Raw genomic sequence first — 19,894 nt, forward strand, 5'->3', positions numbered from 1 at the left:
TGGCTTGTTCATTGTAAAAGGAGGTTTAGCGCAGCTTAAACCTCCTTTTTATTCATTTAAAACAATGAGTTAAAGAAAATGAACCACTACTCAAATTTATAGCATATAACTCCATTTTACATAACTGTATTACAAATACGTAACTTTATAATAACCGTCCTATTAAATTTACACATACCACATTTACTAAATAGTGTTCCCCTCTTCCCCAAATCAAAAATCTGGTTGATTATCTACTGCAATATGACAACAACACATAATCGCAGTGCTTAATTGCGGGAGTAATAATAATGAGTGAAGTAAATAACTATTTAGGTTTAGTCGGTATTGAATTTACCGAATACGCAACACCTGATGCTGATTATATGGATAAAGTATTTACTGATTTTGGCTTCTCTAAGCTTAAAAAATTCAAAGGTAAAGACATTGTTTATTACAACCAAAACGATATTCATTTTTTACTGAATAACGAGCGTGAAGGTTTTTCTGCCGAATTTGCTAAAAGCCATGGCCCTGCTATTTGTTCAATGGGTTGGCGTGTTGAGAATGCGCAAAAAGCATTTGAAACTGCAGTAGAGCGTGGTGCAAAACCAGCCACTGATTCAACACATAAAAACATGCCTTACCCGGCAATTTATGGCATTGGCGACAGCCTAATTTACTTTATTGAAAATTTTGGCGACAAAGGCACTATTTACGAAAGTGATTTTGAAGATTTAGAAACGCAAAATGTTGTAGAAGATAAAGGCTTTATCCGAATCGATCATTTAACTAATAACGTTTATAAAGGCACCATGGAAAAATGGGCTAACTTTTATAAAGACGTATTTGGTTTTACAGAAGTACGCTACTTTGACATTAAAGGTCAAAAAACAGCGCTTATTTCGTATGCACTTAAGTCCCCTTGTGGCACCTTCTCTATTCCAATTAATGAAGGTAAAGGAAACGATAATAACCAAATTGACGAATACCTTGGCGAATACAACGGCCCAGGCGTTCAACATTTAGCATTTTTAACAGATGATTTAGTAAGCTCTCTTGATAAGCTTGATAAATCAACAATTGCTACTTTGGATATTATTCCAGAGTACTACGACACTATTTTTGACCGTGTACCTTGGGTTGCAGAAGACAAAGAAAAAATTCGTCAGCATCAGATACTCGTAGATAGCCAAAGTGAAAATTGCTACTTATTACAAATTTTCTCTAAAAACTTATTCGGTCCAATCTTTATAGAAATGATCCAACGCGTTGATGATGGTGGCTTTGGTGAAGGTAACTTCCAAGCATTATTTGAATCAATCGAACGCGACCAAGAGCGTCGCGGCGTTTTATAAAATATTTGAGTAAATTAAAAGCAGCGAACTTCGCTGCTTTTTGTCGTTTTAATATTTAAAAAGTATTGCGCTGAGTACAAGTATGATTAAATAAACTATACCTTGTCGCCATACAGTAAAATCCAAAGGAAATGTAATGAGCCTAATTAACGAAACCCATGATATTAATTTAACCAGCTGGGTAGAGTCAGCTAATGTTGATAATTGTGACTTCCCTATTCAAAACTTACCGTTTGCAGAGTTTCGTCGTAAAGGGTCTGATGAGGCCTTTCGTGGTGGTGTTGCAATTGGCGACCAAGTAATTGATTTAGCAAAACTGAGCAAATTAGACGTTTTAAAAGGTGACGCAAAAACAGCCGCTGATGCAGCAAGTGAAGCAACCCTAAATACATTTATGGGTTTAGGGGAGCAGTATTGGTCAGCACTTCGTTTAGCGCTTTCAAAAGCACTACGAGCAGGCTCTGAGCACCAACAAGCACTTAGCAATACACTTGTTGCACAATCTGATATAGAGTTTTCACTACCTTGTCGCATCGGTGATTACACCGACTTTTACACCTCTATTTACCATGCAACCGCCGTGGGCAGTTTATTTCGCCCTGATAACCCATTACTACCTAACTATAAATGGGTACCTATTGGTTATCATGGCCGTTCTTCTTCAATTGACGTATCGGGTCAAACATTTCATCGCCCTAAAGGTCAAACTAAAGCGCCAGATGCAGAAGTACCGTCATTTGGTCCGTGCAAGCGCCTTGATTACGAACTAGAAGTAGGTATTTACTTAGGTAAAGGTAATGCACTGGGCGATGCAATTGCGATTGAAAACGCAGAAAACCACGTATTTGGCTTTTGTGTATTTAACGATTGGTCAGCACGCGATTTACAAGCATGGGAATACCAACCGCTTGGTCCATTTTTAGCTAAAAACTTTGCCTCAACTGTATCACCTTGGATTGTAACAACCGAAGCGTTAGCACCTTATAGAACGAGCTGGACACGTGATGAAAACGATCCACAGCCTATGGACTATTTAGAATCAAAAGCGAATCGCGACCAAGGGGCTTTTGATATTCAAATGGATGTGAAGATTCAAACGCAAAAAATGCGCAGCGAAGGTCATAACCCTACACGCGTATCAACATCTAGCTTTAAGCACTCTTACTGGACTGTGGCACAAATGGTTACTCACCACACAGTAAATGGCTGTAACTTTATGCCAGGTGACATGTTAGGCTCAGGCACTCAGTCTGGTCCAACGCACGAAGAAGCAGGCTCTTTACTTGAGCTTTCTCGTGGCGGCAAAGAAAAAATCACGTTAAGCAATGGCGAACAACGTAGCTTTTTAGAAGATGGCGATAACGTTATTATGCGTGGCTGGTGTGAAAAAGAAGGTTATGTACGTATAGGTTTTGGCTCAGTAGAGAGCACTGTACTACCTACAAAGTAATACATTTCCATAAATTAAATACAAAAGGGCCGCTTGTTAAAAGCAGCCCTTTTTTATTAATTTTTGAACAGTTACAATTTTTTTCTAGCTTTTTTAACTCAAATTGCTATCTTAATTCGGTTAATAGCCAGTGTTTATATGCCATGTCAGTATTTATAAAGTCTTTTTATCATCAATTTTTCCCAGCTCGACAGCTACTTATTCGTCAAAATGGCGAAGTTAAGCATGTTGTTTTAGCCTCTTGGTTTCAACTTCTTGTAGCATTGCTTATTTTAGTCACTTTCACTTGGCTGAGTATTTCTAGCTTTCGTGTTTACACACAAACAAATAAAATTTCTGACATAGAACAAAGTCAAATAAACGAGCAAACACTTTGGCAACAAAAAGTCAGTGAACAGCAAGCTCTTCAAGCAACACAGTTAGAACAACTTGCAGTGCTTGAACAAAAGCAGGCACTACTGCAAAGCATGATAGAATCCCTTCCCGCTTCAATTAGCAAAGATGTCATTAAGCTTGATACAGAACTTGACGTACCAATCAATGAAAACAGCAATGAATTTCACGAACCATTAGTCGATGAAAACCTAAAAGATAAACAGGCTCAGTTAATAACTTCAATCACATTCGCAGCAAGAATTACTAATTTGGATAAGCATTATGAACAAAGCTTTAACTTTTTAGATAACCAGATTAGCGAACGTCACCAAGCTATTTTAGCTATGGTTAAAGGCGCAGGCATTGAATCCGCGCTTGAGCAGCATTTAATATTAAGTGCCCAAACAACCGCACAAGGTGGGCCACTTGATACCTTTAACGAAACAAAAATACCAAGTCACTTTTTAGCCATCGTTGATAAGCTATTAATATTAAATAATTTAGAAAACTTTTTAACTGAGCTACCAAATACCCTACCTTTGGCTAAAGCTAAGTATTATATTTCGAGCAACTTCGGCCTCAGAAAAGATCCAATGAATAGCAATCATGCCTTTCATAAAGGAATTGATTTAGCTGGTTGGCATAAAACCGAAATATTTGCCCCAGCAGACGCTGTAGTGCTTCGTGCAGGTCGTAATGGTGGTTATGGTAACTTTATCGAGCTTGAACATAAAAATGGCTTAGTGACACGGTTTGGACACTTAAATAAAATTAAAGTGAAAAAAGGTCAGCTGATCACTAAACACGACATAATTGGTTTAATGGGCAGCACAGGCAGAAGCACAGGCACTCATTTACACTACGAAGTATTACTTAACGGTAAACAAGTCAACCCTCTAAAAATAACAAAGGCGCTTTCTCGTGTTTGGTAGAAAAAAACAAAAAACAGTGAGCTCTAATTTAAAAAGAGTAAATCACACACCGTCTATTATTTCACAAGACGTACGCCTTACAGGCACTTTAGTTAGCCAAGGCGAAGTGCAGCTTGATGGCCAAATCGATGGCGACATAAAAGTACAACATTTAGTTATTGGATCAACGGGTGTTGTTGAAGGTATTGTTGAAGCTAAAAGCGTCATTGTTAAAGGCAAAGTTATTGGCTCAATTAATGCCAGTGAAGTAAAAGTACAAAGTGGTGCGCATGTTCATGGCGATGTATTTCACGATACCTTGAGTATTGATGCAGGCGCAATCATTGAAGGCAGCTTAAAGCAACGCTTTGAAAAAGAAGAACCGGAGCTAATTTCGAAAGAGCTTAAACCCGCACAAGAAGTTAAAGCGTTATTGAAAGAAGATGGCAGCGACTTATCATTTGTAAATAAACAAGCCGCTGATAAAACCAAATCAAGTTAAGCGCTACTTTTTCTCAGTAATGTACATTGTAATATCTGCAGTGAAAACAAGTTCATTGCGGGTATTATAAAGCTTAACCGGTACTACTAAATCTTCTTTATCAATCCACTTATGCGGTAAATCAATTTCCGCAATTGCAGTCACATCAGTATCTACTTTTGCTAAGTAGCGAACAGTCATTCCTTTTGGGATCCAACGATGGGTTTTAACTGGCACTGTTGCATCAACCATTACGCCCGCACACAACTCCGCTAAGTTACACTGCGCAATAGCATGAATAGTTCCAATATGGTTATGAACGCTACGACGATTTTTAACCACTGCGCTACAATGCCCTTCTCGAAGGTCAAGTACGTAAGGCTTCATAGAGCCAAAGTATGGCGCTTTAAAACAAACAGCTTTAGTAAAAAGCCAATTCCCAAAAGGTAGGCGCTTAAATTTATGCCATGTTTTTACAAGTGCAGATTTATTACTCATTATTATTTTTTCCATCAACAGTTACTTTTTTCAAATTAACACATCAGACCAGTTTTAAAAAGCGCATTTATACTGCCTTTTTAGCTTAATCTAATCAAATAATGAGAACGACAATCTATGTAGGGGCCATAAGCCCTTTCTTTTTTACGAGTGCCCACCTAAAATACTCGGCAAAAGGAGACTCAATGCAAACACAGCCCGCTAAACCAAATATGACTTTATTACTTATCTTAGCGTTACTCGTTATATTTTGCCCTATGGCAATCGATATTTACTTACCCGCTTTTCCAACTATTGCAGAACAATTTGCAGTAACAGAACAACAAGTACAGCAAACCGTTGCTATTTTTATGCTAACAGTAGGTTTAGGCCAGTTAATTGCGGGTCCTTTGGCTGATAAATTTGGCCGAAAACCAGTGGCTATAGTGGGTATAAGTTTATATGCAGGCTCAGCATTACTTGCCTATTACTCACCTTCTTTTGAAATATTGATGATTGCACGTGCGCTTCAAGGTTTTGGCGCTTGTGCCACATTTGTTGTTGCATTTGCGATAGTGCGTGACAAATATGGGAGCGAACGAAGCGGACAAATGATCACTTACCTTAACGGGATTGTGTGCTTTATTCCGGCAATGGCGCCTATTTTAGGGGCATGGCTTACCGTTCAATTTGGCTGGCGTATGAACTTTTTGTTTTTAACCGCGTTTGCCATTTTAGGCCTTATTGTTACCCTATTCTTTTTTAGAGAAACTCGCCCTGCTGATAGCCATTACCAGGGGCATATTTTAGATTTACGTCGCTTTACACCTATTATTAAAACACCAATATTTTTGTTTAATAGTCTAATTTGTATGGTCGCCATGTCGGCTATATTAGTGTACGTAACGCTCGCACCAGGCTGGCTCATTACACATTTAGGCGGCACAGTAGCCGACTTTACTTTTTGGTTTACGCTAAATGCCGTAATAAGTATTGTCGCAAGTTTTATATTACCAACGTACATTAAACGAAATAGCCAGCGCGCTTTGCGTGTAGGCGTAAGCATACTGGTTTTCTCAGGGTTATTAATGCTCGCGCTTAGCAATATAGAAACGGCATTTGCGCTTATGTTACCTATTTTAATTGCAGCATTAGGCTTTGCTTTAAGTTTAGGGTCGGCTGCAGGTATGGCTCTATCTAGCTTTCCTAAACAAGCAGGCACAGCCTCTGCGCTACTCGGTGCAATGCAAATGAGTGGCGCTAGCATATTGGTAGTATTGACCCAGTATTTAGGGCTAAGCACACCATGGCTAATTGCTTTTCACTTATTATTACTAGCTCCGCTTTGGTTTATTTTAATGAGCAAAAAAGCCCATACTTTGCATCCAACTAACAGCACTCAATGATCAACCCTGACTTTTTAGCTTCTTTTTTATTGGCTAGTTTTTTAATGGCAGTAGCACCTGGGCCATCAAATGCATTTTTGATGGCACAAACCTTTGCAAATGGTCGACGCGCTGGTATGAAAAGTGCCTTTGGTTTTGCATTAGGTGGCGTTGTTCATACTTTTTTTGCAGTGATTGGTTTAAGCGCCGTATTAAAAGCATCACCCACAGCCTATAGCGCCGTGCAGTATGCAGGTGCAGCTTATTTGTGTTACCTAGGCTTAATGATGATCAAGAGCACATTAAAGCACTCTAAATCTACAGCCGACTCCGCCTGTGAAAGCAAACAGCATATAAGTACCAGTAAAAAAAGTAATGTCATGTTTCAAGCCATGATGACTGAAGTACTAAACCCTAAAGTAGCGTTATTTTTTATTGCATTTATTCCGCAATTTGTAGATCCAACGCTTTCATCGGCTACTTTCCAGCTTGCCTTTTTTGGTTTGCTTTACCCTATTTTTGCTTTTCCGATTGACTGCACGTATATTTATTTTGGCGACAAAATTGCACAGTTTTTTAGACGTAACCCAAATAGCCAACTTTGGATTGATAGGATCACCGGTATTGTTTTTATTGCCCTTGCTATCAATCTATTATTTTAACTAACCAAAACAGTGGTTAACTAATAAAAAGAATCAGCATGGAACAAAAAACACAATCTCTTCCCGCGCAAAAGAATATTGCATTAGTTGCACACGACGGTAAAAAAGCAGCATTAAAAATATGGTGTGAAAAGCACAAAGACATATTAAGCAAACACACTTTATATGGCACAGGTACTACAGGGCATTTAATTCAAAAAACCACGGGACTTGATGTAGTTCAGCTATTAAGTGGCCCTATGGGCGGCGATCAACAACTTGGCGCTAAAATAGCTGAACATGAGATACATGTTTTAATATTTTTTTGGGACCCATTAGCATCACAGCCTCATGACCCTGATGTTAAAGCACTGCTGCGTTTAGCCGCTGTTTGGAATATTCCGGTGGCGTGTAATGAAGTGAGTGCAGATATGTTATTAAGCTCACCGCTTATGGATGTAGAGCTTGAACGTACATTGCCAGATTACGAAAAATACCTCGCAACCCGACAAATAGATCTTTAAACCTCAATTGTAATCTAGGTTATTTATAAAGCATGCTGGCCCATTTAGTCAGGCCAGCAGTTACACTACCAAAGTGGTCCCCGTTAACCATTTTTATATTGCCTAAGTGCTCACTTAAAGCCGCTTTAATCAATGGTGATTGTGCACTACCGCCTGTTAAGTAAATAATATCTGGCGTGGTTGCAGCGTCGCTGATTGCTTGTTTTGCTAAAGTAACTATTTGGCTAATACTACTCTCAACGGCAACAGCTAAATCGCTTACCGATACATTTTTATTCAGCCCACTATCTAAAAAGCTTAAATCACAATCAAACGCACTAGCTGATGAAAGTGCTATTTTAGCCGCTTCACCTTGTTGTACTAACTGATGACCTTGCTTGTTTTGCTGTAAATGTATTAAACGCTTATAAAGCTCAGGTGCACTTACATCACGTAATTGTGCATTTAGCTCTCGGGTATGGCTTTCACTATAAAACTGGCTTTGTAAGTTTACATCGTTAATTTTACACGCTTGCCAAAACGCTTGATTAGGCAAAGGTAGACCTGATTTAAACGTACTGCCTAAACCCAATAACGGCATTAAACCATGAAAGCTCAAAGCAATATCTAAATCGTTTCCGCCAACACGTTTACCACTGTGAGATAAAAAATCGCCATCGCGCTGGCTATTTCCTCTAAAACTCGGGCCCATTTGTACAAACGAGCAGTCACTCGTACCACCACCAATATCAATAACGAGTACTTTTTGATCCTGAGTTAAATCACTCTCGTAATCGATACCCGCAGCAAGTGGCTCATATAAAAACTCTACGTCTTTAAAACCAGCGCGTTTAGCAGCGCGTTCTAAAATACCGACCGCTTGTTGATTTGATTGCTCACCACCCACAGCCTGAAAGTTTACTGGGCGACCAATCACTGTTTGTGTAAGTGTTTTTCCTAGAGAGAGCTCAGCGCGTTGCTTAATTTTTAAGATCATCGCGGTTGCAATATCTTCAAAAAAGTTAATTTGACCTTGCTTTAAACCTGTTGCGCCAAAAAATGATTTAGGGGACTTAACAAAGTAGCCTTCTTCAGGAAACTGCACGTACTCGCTAATCGCTTCACGACCAATAAATAGGGTTTCATCTGAAGGTTGTAAATCAAGGTCTGACTTAATACGAGGTAAGGTATTTAATAATGCTTGGCGCTGCGTTAAAAAGTCATGCTCATGGGCTGTGCCATGTAAGTGCTTAGCAACAAAGTCAACAACCAAGGCACTGTGATGAGTGTAAAGTGTAGACGGTAAGTAATGTTTTCCTTGCTCTAGCGGTACTAATTGAACATTACCCTCGCTCATTACACCCATAGCACAATTAGAACTACCGTAATCAAAACCTACAAACATACTTCACCATACATTACCAAAAAGGCCGCGCAATTTAGCACACTTTGTAAAAATTATAAATGTTATAAACTATCTCTTACTCGTAAAAAACTAGCAAAACGCGGTAAACCGTTTTTTGTTAATCCATGAAATCGGTACGTTACAGTGCTACCTATCTCAGGCGCCGTGGAGCGCTCTGCATCACTAAACCCAGTACCAATAGAAAACACCTGCCCTTGTGCTGTTTTTACCCTTAATGCCCCTAACATACCTTGGTATTTTCCTTTACCTGGTAAATGCGCAATCACAACCGCTTCTGCATCTAAGTAAGGTTTTAATTTTAGTAATGCATTGCTTCGACCATTGCTGTGCTTAGCACTGGCCAAATGAAGCATTACGCCCTCGCCGCCCTGCTTAGTTATGTTTTCAAAATACTCTGTGAGCTGCTCATTATTAGTAAAGCTATATTGAACTACAACGCTAATGTGCGGCGAGTTTAGGCTAGTAATAAGCTCATTATAGTTTTTATAACGAGTGCTAAAAGGCAGATTTTCATCTGGCATATCAAATACTTTATAAGTAATAGTTTGCCAATCATGATTATTAGGTTTTTTAGTTCTTACTATGCCACTAAGCTTAGAAAAGTGCTCACGCTTGGTCCATAGCTCACCATCAAGCCATACATTTGGCAATGGCGCTGTAAACCAACTCGGCGCATTAATAATATTGCCCTTGCGAGTAACAAACTGCGTGCCGGTCCATATAGCTCTTACGCCATCATATTTCTCACTGACTAAATACTTACTTACATCGTAATGTTTAGTTTCGTTATATACTTTAGCCAGTAAAATAGAGGGTTGTGCTGCACTTATACATTGCGTAAAAAGTACAACAACAATTAAAAACAGGTATTTAATAGTAAACATTGGCGCATCCAAGCAAGTAAAAGTTGGCTTAAACTATAGTTGAGATTGCACCCATTGCCAAAACTCATCTAAGTTACTCATTTTATAGGTAGCTTGGCTAAAGTCGTGATCTTTAGTATGGCTATTGGCAATGACTACAACACGTAACAAAGCGTTGTTGGCCGCCGTAACACCGGTAAATGTATCCTCGACAGCAATTGCATTGCCTGCCTGTATATTTATCTGCTTAAGTGCCAGTAAATATGGGTCTCCAGCAGGTTTAGGATTAGTTACATCGTCTTTTGTTACCACCGTGTCAAACAGCTCATAAAATCCTAAACCTTTAAGTATTGGCATAGCTTCACTTTTAGCACTGCCCGTTACTAGCGCCATTTTTAAGTCACTCGCTTTTACAGCTTTCAACGTTTGCTCAGTAAACGGCATCAGTGGTGGTAAATGTGTTATTACATATTCGCCAAATAAACGGTATTTTTCATCCGCTAAAAACTGTGCGCTTACTGATAAGTTATGCTCTTGCTTAATTTCGATTGCAGCTTCTAAAGTGGGTCGTCCTGAAAAGCGCTGACAAAAATCACTTTCTAAATAACTAACACCATAAGGCTTAAGTAGTTTACTCCAACATACAAAGTGCATGCTTTCTGAATCAACTAATGTGCCATCCATATCAAATAATACTGCTTCTAATGTCATCCTCACTCCTTATACCAACCTGCATAAATCTTTGATCAATTTAACGAATTAAATTGCACTATAACGTCGTTAAAAATTTTTTATTTAGAACAACTAGATACAAAAACTTTTGCCTAGTTCTAGCGTAATTTTCTTAACGTTAAATAGACCCCATATATAAGCAGATTGGTATTATTTAACCTAAGCTAAATTTTGACAATAAAAAAGGCGCCTAAGCGCCTTTATTAATACTATTACTGAGTCAAACCTGCTGGTGGCTCACCCGTTGCTTCTTCACCTGTTTCAACATCAACAAGCTCGTAGCCACGCGTTTTACGAATAACTTTAAGTACTGGCTTTTCAAATGCTGTTTTTAAACGATCTGAGTCATCTTTCAACTCATCAAGTGTTGTACCAAAAGGAGCTGCGCCAGTTTCTGACCAATTAGTTACTTTACCATTTAGGTTATATTCTACTTCGTGTATTTGATATTGTGCTGCTTCGTCTTTCGTTGCTTCACAAAAAATTACACGGTAATTCCAAAATCCAGCCATTTTCTTATCTCTTTAAATTAATTAACGATACTTTACCAGCTTTATAAAAACATAAAAGCCTGCACAAGGCAGGCTTTCAAAATTAATACAATTTAGGTTAACGTTTAGAAAAAATTAACTTTAAATTCAGCACCAACATAGCGTTCTTCATTAACAATACCCGTATTGTTATTAAAGTCTACAGCTCCAATAACTTGTTGCTCGTCAAATAAGTTACGAACAAAAGCGGCTACTTCGTATTCGTAATCGCCTTCAGACCATGTGTAACCTGTACGCAAACCTGTTTCAATAAGCTCTTTACCTTCAAACTCTACTGATTCGTAAAGGAACATATTGATTTTACTGCGGTAAGAAATATCACCGCTAGCAAAGAAGTTACCATCGGCAAGTTCTTTAGTGTAGCGAAGCGTAAAGTTAGAGATCCACTCAGGTGCATGCGGTAAGCTATTGCCGTCAAGCACAGCAAGTCCTGAACCATTAATTGGGTCAGTTACAGTACACTGTGCACAAACAGCCACAGCTAAGTTTTTATCTTTAATTTCAGTTTTGTTATAACTTAAATTAAATGTCGCATTAAACTCATCGCTTAATACCCACTGTGTATCTAACTCAAAACCATAGCCAGTCGTTTTATCAGCATTAACTAAACGGTTAAAGTTAGCACCACCACCTACAGCAGTAAGTTGCTGATCATCCATTGTGTAGTAAAATACCGTAGCGTTAACACGGCCTTGGCCGTCTAGCACGTCTGATTTAATACCTGTTTCGTACGATGTTACCGTTTCTGACTCAGCTGTAGTTACCTCATCACCAAACAAAATACGGCCTTGTAAACTCGGAGCGCGGAAGCTATTTGCTACACGACCATACCAGTTAACATCATCGTTTACTTTATAATTTGCAGATAAGTCCCAGCTAACATGGTCGTCACTAACATCACGCTCTACTCGTAATGCACCACCGCCAATTGGGCTAAGTGTACGGTCTGCTACAAAATCTTTATCATCGTCAGAATAGCGAAGGCCGGCTGTTACTTTTAAATCATCTGAAAAAGTATAATCTACAGAACCAAATACAGCCCAAGCAGTTGTATCTTGTTGCTGACGAACAAAGCCATTTAAAACACCAGCATCGGGGGTTGAGAATGTATCGTAGCTGTAGTTTTCAATAGTTAGCTCTTCATCGAAGTAAAAAACACCTACTTGATAATTTAAATCGCCATCAAAGTTACTAGATAAGCGTAGTTCTTGCGTCAACTGGTCGTGATCTGGAATGCCATCAGCACTTTCTGAAGAGAAAGGGATAAAACCAGGCCCCATATCATCTGTGTATGAAGCGCCGTAACCACCATCGATGTCAGCACGCGAATATATTTCAGCACTTTCCCATGCAGAAATTGAAGTGATTGTGTGGTTTTTAAGTTCCCACTCAAGCTTTAAGCTTGCACCTTCAGATTCTACTTGTTGAGTAGAGCGAGATGCCGCATCTTGATAAACAACATCACTTTCGTAGTTGTCTACTAGCTCATTAGTACCTGCTTTAATTACGTTTGCACGAAAAGCAATTGGCGAGCCATCTAAGTCACGTGTGTGATAGTTTAATAAAGCAGTAAAATCATCGCCTTCATATAAAAACTGAACGCGTGCCGCTTTTTCAGTGTAACCACCTTGCTCGTCTTTAGCTTCAAAGCCTGGAGCTTGGTTATCAATGTAATCGTCTTTGTCTTGCCATAATAATGAAACACGAGCAGATAAACGGTCAGTTAAAGCACCACCTACAGCACCACTTGTGTCTACAGCGCCACGGCTACCGTATGAAACAGAGCCATAACCATCAAATTCTTGGCTTGGTTTAACAGTGTCAAACTTAACAAGTCCAGCTGGCGTATTACGCCCAAATAAAGTTCCCTGTGGTCCACGTAATACTTCTACGCGTTCAACATCAAATACTGGGAAGCCTTTTAAAATTGCATTTTCTTGAACTACTTCATCAACAACAAGCGATACTGGTTGTGATGCATTCAAATCGAAATCGGTATTACCTAAACCACGAACGTAAAAGCGTGGGAATGAACGACCAAATGAAGATTCAATAGATAAACTTGGAATTTTCGCATTTAAAAAACGAATGTCCATACCAGCTGAGCTATACGCATCAAGGTTATCACCTTGAAGTGCAGAGACAGCTACAGGTACTTCTTGAGCGTTTTCTACACGTTTACGAGCTGTTACTTGAATAACTTCTAGTTGATTACTTTTTTTAGCTGTTTTTTCTTCAGCAGCTAAAGAAGAAAATGAAGTACCTGCTACTGCAGAGAACAACGTTGCATTGATTAGGGTAGCTAACGTAGATCTTTTCATTGCTTTCATGTTGGGTTTAACCTTTTTTGTGCACTCTTGTTCAACGGTTTTTTGTGTTGCGCAATGTATTCATTGCGGGCTCGTTCAATTTTTCGCGACTTGCGTCATGCGCGCGGACCTTATTACCGAGAGTACAAAAACGATGTTATAAGGCTGAACGAACGATGAAGATTATACCATTGTGTGACAATTTTACTGCATAAATACAGACATAATCAGAAACTTTTTTGCAACATTTAACTACAAAATCACGTGTTTTTACCACTATTTAGATGCAAAACCCCAGTGATGCGGACATATGTCCTTTATTGAATTTAATAAAATGGAGTAGGAAGAAGGGATTGTTTTACATGTTAACCTAAAATAGAAACACCTACTTTTTTATAAAAAGTCGCCCGCGAGCGACTTCCAATAGTGACTGTATTTGGATTATGGGCGCTTAATTGCAATTTCACCGTCGATATGAATATCACGCTGCGGGAAAGCAATAACAACATCATGCTCTTCAAATACAGCGTAAATACTAAATCGAATATCACTGCGCACTTTTCTAAGCATGGTTTCTGACTCGGCGCACACCCAAAAAACAGCATTAAATACCAGTGAGCTATCTGCAAAGTCATCAAACAACACCGACGACTTTGGATTAGCCAAAATAGCCTCATGGTCATCAAGTACTTGCTGAATTAACTTTTTAACCAGCAGCACGTCTGATCCGTATGCAACGCCTACACTTACCGATGATCGTGCATTACCATCAATCAGTGTCCAATTTGTTACTGTATTCTCCAATAACTGACTATTTGGGATAAGCATATGAACCCCATCGTTACGGCGAATACGTGTAGAGCGTGTATTAATCGTCTCTACCACGCCTTTTGCATTGCCCACTTCTAAAAAATCGCCAATACGTATTGGTCTCTCCCACATTAATATCCAGCCACTAATGAAGTTATTAATTATATTTTGCGCACCAAAGCCTACGCCAATAGCTATGGCACCTGACACAAAAGCAAATGCAGTCAGCGGTATGCTTAATACCTCTAAAGATGTAAAAATTAAAATTGCGATACTTAAAATAAAGTAGATACGCGTAAATAAATGCACGGCATCTTGGCTTAACTTTTTTGCCAATAATGTTTTTGTTATTAGCTTGCCAATACGCGTAACAAGAAACCAAATAGCGAATAGTATTAAAGGCACTTGAATAATTTTTGCTACGGTAATGTGTACATCGCTGTAACTAAATACAACAAAGGCAAGAATTTGGTTTATGTGTTCTAAGGTCATTTATTTTCCAAAACAAGCAAAGGAGCGCTTTAAATTTAAATCACTGTAAAGTAAAAGCGGTTCAGTGTTGGGTAAGTTTAGCAGTCATAATATAACTAAAACGCCAAGTTAATAAGTTCAAAATGCTTTTTATGAACAATTTATTAACTCTTTATTGCACCGAGTGCTATATAAATAGTGTACAAGCATTGGAGATCACTATGTCACAACTAACTTTAAATCAAAGGCTGGCAACTTTGCAGCCACAGGTAGACTTACATTTATTTGAGAGCAGCCTAGATTATCGAAATAAAATTTTGTGCCTTCTTGCAGAGCAAGAGCAAACACTGGCATCTATTAACAAAGAGTTTGGCCAACAACAACCAAGCAGTTTTGGCTCTGAGAGAAAATTTGTACTTGGATATAACTAGGCAATTATGAATCTAAGACCTATATAAGTAGCTCAAGTGTTTACTTTTAGAGCTACTTTTACCTCCCTTAAAGCTAAATATTAGCTAATTTGCGTTAAAATCCCCCTTAATACCGATAAACTTTATTGTATAAACCCCAAAATTTGATAAGTTAACTAGGTTTTTCGACTCGCAAAGCCTATTCCGGCTAATCTTTCTATGGAGTTATTATGCGTAAAACCCTGATCGCCACTACTATTGCTAGTGCTTTAATATTATCTGCCTGTTCATCTAACGATACACAAAACATGGCAAAAGAAGGCGCAGCACAAGTGCAAGACATGAACGCAAACAATGTTTTATTTAAGCCTAGCCCATTGCAATATATGGCACCAGAATTTGATAAGTTTGGTACAAAAGATTACGAAGCTGCATTTGATGCAGGTATCGCTCAGCACACAGCACAAGTACAAGCGATTGCTAACAACCCTGCTCCTGCTACATTTGAAAACACATTAGTTAAAATGGAGTTGTCAGGTGAGCTATTAAATCGCGTATCGGCTGCTTTTTATAACTTATCTGGTTTAATTTCAGATGCTGAATACCAGCGTATTGATGAAAAAATGGCGCCTGTATTATCTGCTCACTCAGATGATATTTACCTAAATGGTGCTTTATTCAAACGTGTACAAACAATTTACGACAACCAAGATAAATTAAACGCAGAAGACAAACGCCTAGTTGATTTTTACTACAAGCAGTTTGTAAAAGCAGGTGCTAAATTAAACGACGCTGAAAAAGCTAAAATGCGTGAAATTAACTCAGAGCTAGCTCAGCTATCTACTGCGTTTTCACAAAACATTTTAAAATCGTTTAAAGAAGACGTTATTGTAGTTACAGATAAAAGTGAATTAGCGGGTCTTTCTGAAGGTGAAATTGCAGGCCTTGCAGCTTCGGCTAAAAAAGCGGGCAAAGACGGCTACATGATCACTTTGGTAAATACAACGCAACAACCAATTTTATCAAGCCTTGAAAACCGTGACCTACGTGAGCGTATTTTTAAAGCCTCTGCAAACCGTGCAGCAAAAACTAACGGCCCTATCATTATTAAAGAAACCAACCTACGCGCTCAAAAAGCAGAGCTTTTAGGCTACAAAGATTGGGCTTCTTATGTAATGACGTCGCGTATGGCACAAACAACTGAAAACGTTTACGGCATCCTTGATGACCTAGCACCAAAAGCAGTTGAAAAAGCTAAAATTGAAGCTGCAGCAATTCAAAAAGTGATTAACGATTCAGGCGAGAGCTTTGAGCTTAAACCGTGGGATTGGACTTTTTATGCTGAAAAAGTACGTGCAGAAAAGTACAACTTAGATCCAGCATTAGTTAAACCATACTTTGAAATGCAATCGGTTATTCACGACGGTCTATTCTTCGCGATGAACAAACTTTACGGTATTACGTTTAAAGAACGTAAAGACCTACCTGTTTATCATGAAGATGTAACAGCGTACGAAGTATTTAACGCTGATGGCAGTGCTATTGGTTTATTTTACTTAGACCCATACGCACGTGAAGGTAAACGTGGCGGTGCATGGATGAGTGCATACGTAAGTCAAAGCGGCTTAAAAGGTACTAAACCGGTTATTTACAACGCGTTAAATATTCCAAAGCCAGCTGCAGGCGAGCCTACATTATTAACATTTGACGAAGTGTCTACAATGTTCCATGAGTTTGGTCATGCTGCGCACGGCTTATTCTCAGATGTTAAATACCCAAGCCTAGCGGGTACTGCAACGGCGCGTGACTTTGTTGAATTTCCGTCACAAGCAAACGAAGACTGGATGATTGAACCAACAGTACTTGCTAACTACGCTAAGCACTACAAAACAGGTGAGCCAATTCCACAAGCTTTACTTGATAAAGTACTAGAATCGCAAAAATTCAACCAAGGTTACGGCACTACTGAATATTTAGCCGCTGCACTACTTGATATGGAATGGCATTCATTTGGCTCTGATAAAAAGATTACTGACGTTCAAAAATTTGAGCAAGACGCGTTAGAAAAACACGGCATTGCTTACTACCCTGTTCCACCGCGTTACAAATCAAACTTCTTTAGTCACACATTTGCAGGTGGTTATTCAGCGGGTTACTACGCATACCTTTGGACTGAAGTGTTTGCAGCAGATGCATTTGCGCATATGGAAAATAACGGCGGCTTAACACGTAAAAATGGTGATAAGTTCCGTAAAGAAATCCTATCAAAAGGTAACAGCCGCGACTTAATGCAAAGCTACATTGAGTTTAGAGGTCAAAAACCAACAACCGACGCATTACTTAAGCGCCGTGGTTTGGTTGAATAATTAATAACTTAGTTGAGTAATTAGTAACGTAGTTCATTAATTTTAGACTTTATAAAAGCCCGCTTGCGGGCTTTTATTGTTTATACATCAATTTATAACAGATAAACTGCTGCCATTAATTATTTAAAGACGACAGCTATGCGGTACTTATTTGCAGTAACTTTACTTTGGGCATTTTCATTTAGTTTAATTGGCGTGTATTTAGCCGGCCAAGTTGATGCATGGTTTAGTGTGTTAATTCGCATAGCACTAGCCACTCTGGTATTTTTACCATTTTTAAAACTTAAAACAACGCCTAAACCTTTAGCCTTAAAGCTTATGCTGATTGGCGCTGTACAGCTTGGTATTATGTACAGCTTTTATTACCACTCATTTTTATTTTTAACCGTACCCGAAGTACTGCTATTTACAGTAATGACCCCTATTTACATCACTTTATTAAACGATGCATTGAATAAACGGTTTAACCCACGCTTTTTTATAGTCGCGCTTATTGCCGTAATCGGTGCAATTACCATTCGTTTCGAAAACCTAAATAACAACTTCATAATCGGATTATTGCTTGTTCAAGGTGCTAATATCAGTTTTGCTGTAGGTCAAGTGACCTATAAACGCTTAATGATGAACAATCAGCTTGATGATAAAACCGTATTTGGATGGTTTTTTATAGGCGCACTTATTATTGCCACAATTTGTTATGCATTATTTGGTAATTCAAACAAATTACCAAGCACTTCTACTCAGTGGGGAATACTGATTTATTTAGGAGTTGTTGCATCGGGCCTTGGTTACTTTATGTGGAATAAAGGCGCAACACTCGTCAACGTTGGAGCTTTAGCCGTAATGAATAACTTACTAATCCCAGCTGGTATTATAGTTAATGTCCTTATATGGAATAGAGACGCTGACATTGTTAGGCTAAGTATTGGAGCAGCTATAATGTTAGGTGCATTAATAGTGAATCAAATTATTAATAAAAAAGTAAATTAATAAGCTTGTAGCTAAATTGTCATTAATAATCATTAAGGTAGTACAAATTTTACTTTTTAAGGATAAATAATGAAGCGTATTACCTTACTTACAAGCTGTATATTGTTAGCCACACTTGCAGGCTGCGATGACGATGTAAAAATAGTAGAAAAAGAAGTGGTTGTTACCAACACCGAAGTTGAGATTGTTGAAGTTCCTACGCCTGTTATTGTAGAAGTACCAAATGGTAACGCTCCAGATATTCAACTAGGCACTCGTCCATATTATTTAGTCAATGATATGAGCGACAGCACTTTAAAAACACAATTAGAGTCATGCAAAGAAGGACCCTTTTACCGCACCGACTTTTCTATTGGTCATCGCGGTGCGTCAATGCAATATCCTGAACATACTAAAGAAGCTTACATTGCAGCAGCTAGAATGGGCGCAGGTATTGTTGAATGCGATGTTACATTTACAAACGATAAAGAACTAGTATGTCGCCATTCTCAATGCGACTTACACACCACAACTAATATTTTAGCCATTCCTGAGCTTGCAGCTAAATGCAATGTGCCATTTACACCAGCCGACCCTGCTAATGGTATTGCCGCTTCAGCTAAATGCTGTACCAGCGATATAAGCTTAGCGGAGTTTTTAACCCTTGAAGGTAAAATGGATGGTGCAAACACAAATGCAACCACCGTTGCCGATTACATGGATGGTACACCCAATTGGCGCACTGACTTATATGCGACCCAAGGGACATTAATGACTCATAAGCAAAGTATTGCATTGTTTAATGAGATGGGCGTAAAAATGACACCAGAGCTTAAATCACCGCAAGTAAGTATGCCATTTAATGGAATGACCCAAGAGCAATATGCGCAAAAAATGCTAGACGAATACACACAAATGGGTGTGCCAGCCTCAAAAGTTTATCCGCAATCGTTTAATCTTAATGACGTAAAATACTGGATTAACACCAACCCTGATTTTGCAGATAAAAGCGTATACTTAGATGGTCGCGACAATGAAGCAGGATTTGATCCAAACAACCCGCAAACATGGCAACCGAGTATGGATGAGCTTGTTGCCGATGGCGTTAAAATTTTAGCACCTCCAATTTGGATGATGCTAACAATAGACAGCGAAAGTAATATTGTGCCATCGCAATACGCAATTGACGCTAAAACGGCAGGATTAGAGCTTATTGCATGGAGTCTAGAGCGCTCAGGTCCGCTTAATGAAGGCGGTGGCTATTATTATCAATCAATCGCTGATGTGATAGATAACGATGCCGATATGATGACGGTCGTTGATGTACTCGCAAAGGACGTGGGTGTAATGGCTATATTTTCAGATTGGCCGGCTACCGTAAGTTATTACGCTAGTTGTAATAAAATGCCTGCAAGTATTTAAATACT

The 19,894-nt window shown here is 38.8% G+C and carries 18 protein-coding genes; 11 read left to right on the plus strand and 7 right to left on the minus strand.

Going from position 1 to position 19,894, the window contains the following annotated elements:
• Nucleotides 1-290: 290 nt before the first annotated feature.
• The 4 genes from hppD (at nucleotide 291) to I6F49_RS03180 (ending at nucleotide 4,575) form a co-directional block, all read left to right on the plus strand.
• Nucleotides 291-1,337 carry a 4-hydroxyphenylpyruvate dioxygenase gene (gene hppD / locus I6F49_RS03165; RefSeq protein ID WP_024589439.1) on the plus strand — a complete coding sequence of 349 codons (1,047 nt, stop codon included), beginning with the start codon at nucleotides 291-293 and terminating at the stop codon, nucleotides 1,335-1,337.
• Between the two features lie 136 nt (nucleotides 1,338-1,473).
• Nucleotides 1,474-2,787, plus strand: coding sequence for a fumarylacetoacetase (gene fahA / locus I6F49_RS03170; RefSeq protein WP_197178341.1), 1,314 nt, complete (start codon nucleotides 1,474-1,476; stop codon nucleotides 2,785-2,787).
• A gap of 143 nt (nucleotides 2,788-2,930) precedes the next feature.
• Nucleotides 2,931-4,094 carry a M23 family metallopeptidase gene (locus tag I6F49_RS03175; RefSeq protein ID WP_197178343.1) on the plus strand — a complete coding sequence of 388 codons (1,164 nt, stop codon included), beginning with the start codon at nucleotides 2,931-2,933 and terminating at the stop codon, nucleotides 4,092-4,094.
• The gene (locus I6F49_RS03180) at nucleotides 4,084-4,575 is read left to right on the plus strand and encodes a bactofilin family protein (RefSeq protein WP_197178345.1); all 492 of its coding nucleotides are present in this window, start codon (nucleotides 4,084-4,086) and stop codon (nucleotides 4,573-4,575) included. The genes I6F49_RS03175 and I6F49_RS03180 overlap by 11 nt, the downstream gene beginning before the upstream one ends.
• A 3-nt stretch (nucleotides 4,576-4,578) precedes the next feature.
• Here the strand turns inward: I6F49_RS03180 and I6F49_RS03185 are convergent, their stop codons facing one another.
• Nucleotides 4,579-5,052, minus strand: a complete 474-nt coding sequence (locus I6F49_RS03185) for a hotdog fold domain-containing protein (protein WP_166419973.1) — start codon at nucleotides 5,050-5,052, stop codon at nucleotides 4,579-4,581.
• A 185-nt stretch (nucleotides 5,053-5,237) separates the two neighbouring features.
• Between I6F49_RS03185 and I6F49_RS03190 the strand changes: the two genes are divergently transcribed.
• Genes I6F49_RS03190 through I6F49_RS03200 form a run of 3 tightly spaced genes read left to right on the plus strand, consistent with a single transcriptional unit; the run spans nucleotide 5,238 to nucleotide 7,581 of the window.
• Nucleotides 5,238-6,437 carry a multidrug effflux MFS transporter gene (locus I6F49_RS03190; protein ID WP_197178347.1) on the plus strand — a complete coding sequence of 400 codons (1,200 nt, stop codon included), beginning with the start codon at nucleotides 5,238-5,240 and terminating at the stop codon, nucleotides 6,435-6,437.
• Nucleotides 6,434-7,078, plus strand: a complete 645-nt coding sequence (locus tag I6F49_RS03195; protein ID WP_197178348.1) for a LysE family translocator — start codon at nucleotides 6,434-6,436, stop codon at nucleotides 7,076-7,078. The genes I6F49_RS03190 and I6F49_RS03195 overlap by 4 nt, the downstream gene beginning before the upstream one ends.
• Before the next feature lie 38 nt (nucleotides 7,079-7,116).
• Complete coding sequence (locus tag I6F49_RS03200; protein ID WP_166419970.1) at nucleotides 7,117-7,581, plus strand: methylglyoxal synthase; 465 nt, start codon at nucleotides 7,117-7,119, stop codon at nucleotides 7,579-7,581.
• 19 nt (nucleotides 7,582-7,600) lie between these two features.
• On the opposite strand, the gene yegD is transcribed toward I6F49_RS03200, so the two are convergent.
• From yegD to I6F49_RS03230, 6 genes are all read right to left on the minus strand, one after another.
• Nucleotides 7,601-8,965, minus strand: coding sequence for a molecular chaperone (yegD, locus tag I6F49_RS03205; RefSeq protein ID WP_007581315.1), 1,365 nt, complete (start codon nucleotides 8,963-8,965; stop codon nucleotides 7,601-7,603).
• Between the two features lie 62 nt (nucleotides 8,966-9,027).
• On the minus strand, nucleotides 9,028-9,870 hold the full coding sequence (locus I6F49_RS03210; protein WP_197178350.1) for a DNA ligase: 843 nt from the start codon (nucleotides 9,868-9,870) through the stop codon (nucleotides 9,028-9,030).
• 33 nt (nucleotides 9,871-9,903) lie between these two features.
• Nucleotides 9,904-10,560, minus strand: coding sequence for an HAD family hydrolase (locus tag I6F49_RS03215; RefSeq protein WP_197178352.1), 657 nt, complete (start codon nucleotides 10,558-10,560; stop codon nucleotides 9,904-9,906).
• Nucleotides 10,561-10,793: 233 nt separating this feature from the next.
• Nucleotides 10,794-11,093 (minus strand): hypothetical protein, encoded by a 300-nt coding sequence (locus I6F49_RS03220; RefSeq protein WP_197178354.1) that lies wholly within the window; start codon nucleotides 11,091-11,093, stop codon nucleotides 10,794-10,796.
• A 104-nt stretch (nucleotides 11,094-11,197) separates the two neighbouring features.
• The gene (locus I6F49_RS03225; RefSeq protein WP_197178362.1) at nucleotides 11,198-13,462 is read right to left on the minus strand and encodes a TonB-dependent receptor; all 2,265 of its coding nucleotides are present in this window, start codon (nucleotides 13,460-13,462) and stop codon (nucleotides 11,198-11,200) included.
• A gap of 420 nt (nucleotides 13,463-13,882) precedes the next feature.
• On the minus strand, nucleotides 13,883-14,743 hold the full coding sequence (locus I6F49_RS03230; RefSeq protein ID WP_197178364.1) for a mechanosensitive ion channel family protein: 861 nt from the start codon (nucleotides 14,741-14,743) through the stop codon (nucleotides 13,883-13,885).
• Between the two features lie 200 nt (nucleotides 14,744-14,943).
• On the opposite strand from I6F49_RS03230, the gene I6F49_RS03235 reads away from it, so the two are divergent.
• From I6F49_RS03235 to I6F49_RS03250, 4 genes are all read left to right on the plus strand, one after another.
• The gene (locus tag I6F49_RS03235) at nucleotides 14,944-15,153 is read left to right on the plus strand and encodes a hypothetical protein (RefSeq protein ID WP_165740494.1); all 210 of its coding nucleotides are present in this window, start codon (nucleotides 14,944-14,946) and stop codon (nucleotides 15,151-15,153) included.
• A gap of 209 nt (nucleotides 15,154-15,362) precedes the next feature.
• Complete coding sequence (locus tag I6F49_RS03240; RefSeq protein WP_166419965.1) at nucleotides 15,363-17,498, plus strand: M3 family metallopeptidase; 2,136 nt, start codon at nucleotides 15,363-15,365, stop codon at nucleotides 17,496-17,498.
• Nucleotides 17,499-17,636: 138 nt separating this feature from the next.
• Nucleotides 17,637-18,488 carry a carboxylate/amino acid/amine transporter gene (locus tag I6F49_RS03245; protein ID WP_197119108.1) on the plus strand — a complete coding sequence of 284 codons (852 nt, stop codon included), beginning with the start codon at nucleotides 17,637-17,639 and terminating at the stop codon, nucleotides 18,486-18,488.
• A 69-nt stretch (nucleotides 18,489-18,557) separates the two neighbouring features.
• Nucleotides 18,558-19,889: a glycerophosphodiester phosphodiesterase family protein gene (locus I6F49_RS03250; protein ID WP_197178366.1), complete on the plus strand. Its 1,332-nt coding sequence runs from the start codon at nucleotides 18,558-18,560 to the stop codon at nucleotides 19,887-19,889.
• Nucleotides 19,890-19,894: the final 5 nt, after the last annotated feature.

Origin of the sequence: Pseudoalteromonas sp. SWN166 (assembly GCF_015864485.1) — a bacterium.
Lineage (GTDB): Bacteria > Pseudomonadota > Gammaproteobacteria > Enterobacterales > Alteromonadaceae > Pseudoalteromonas.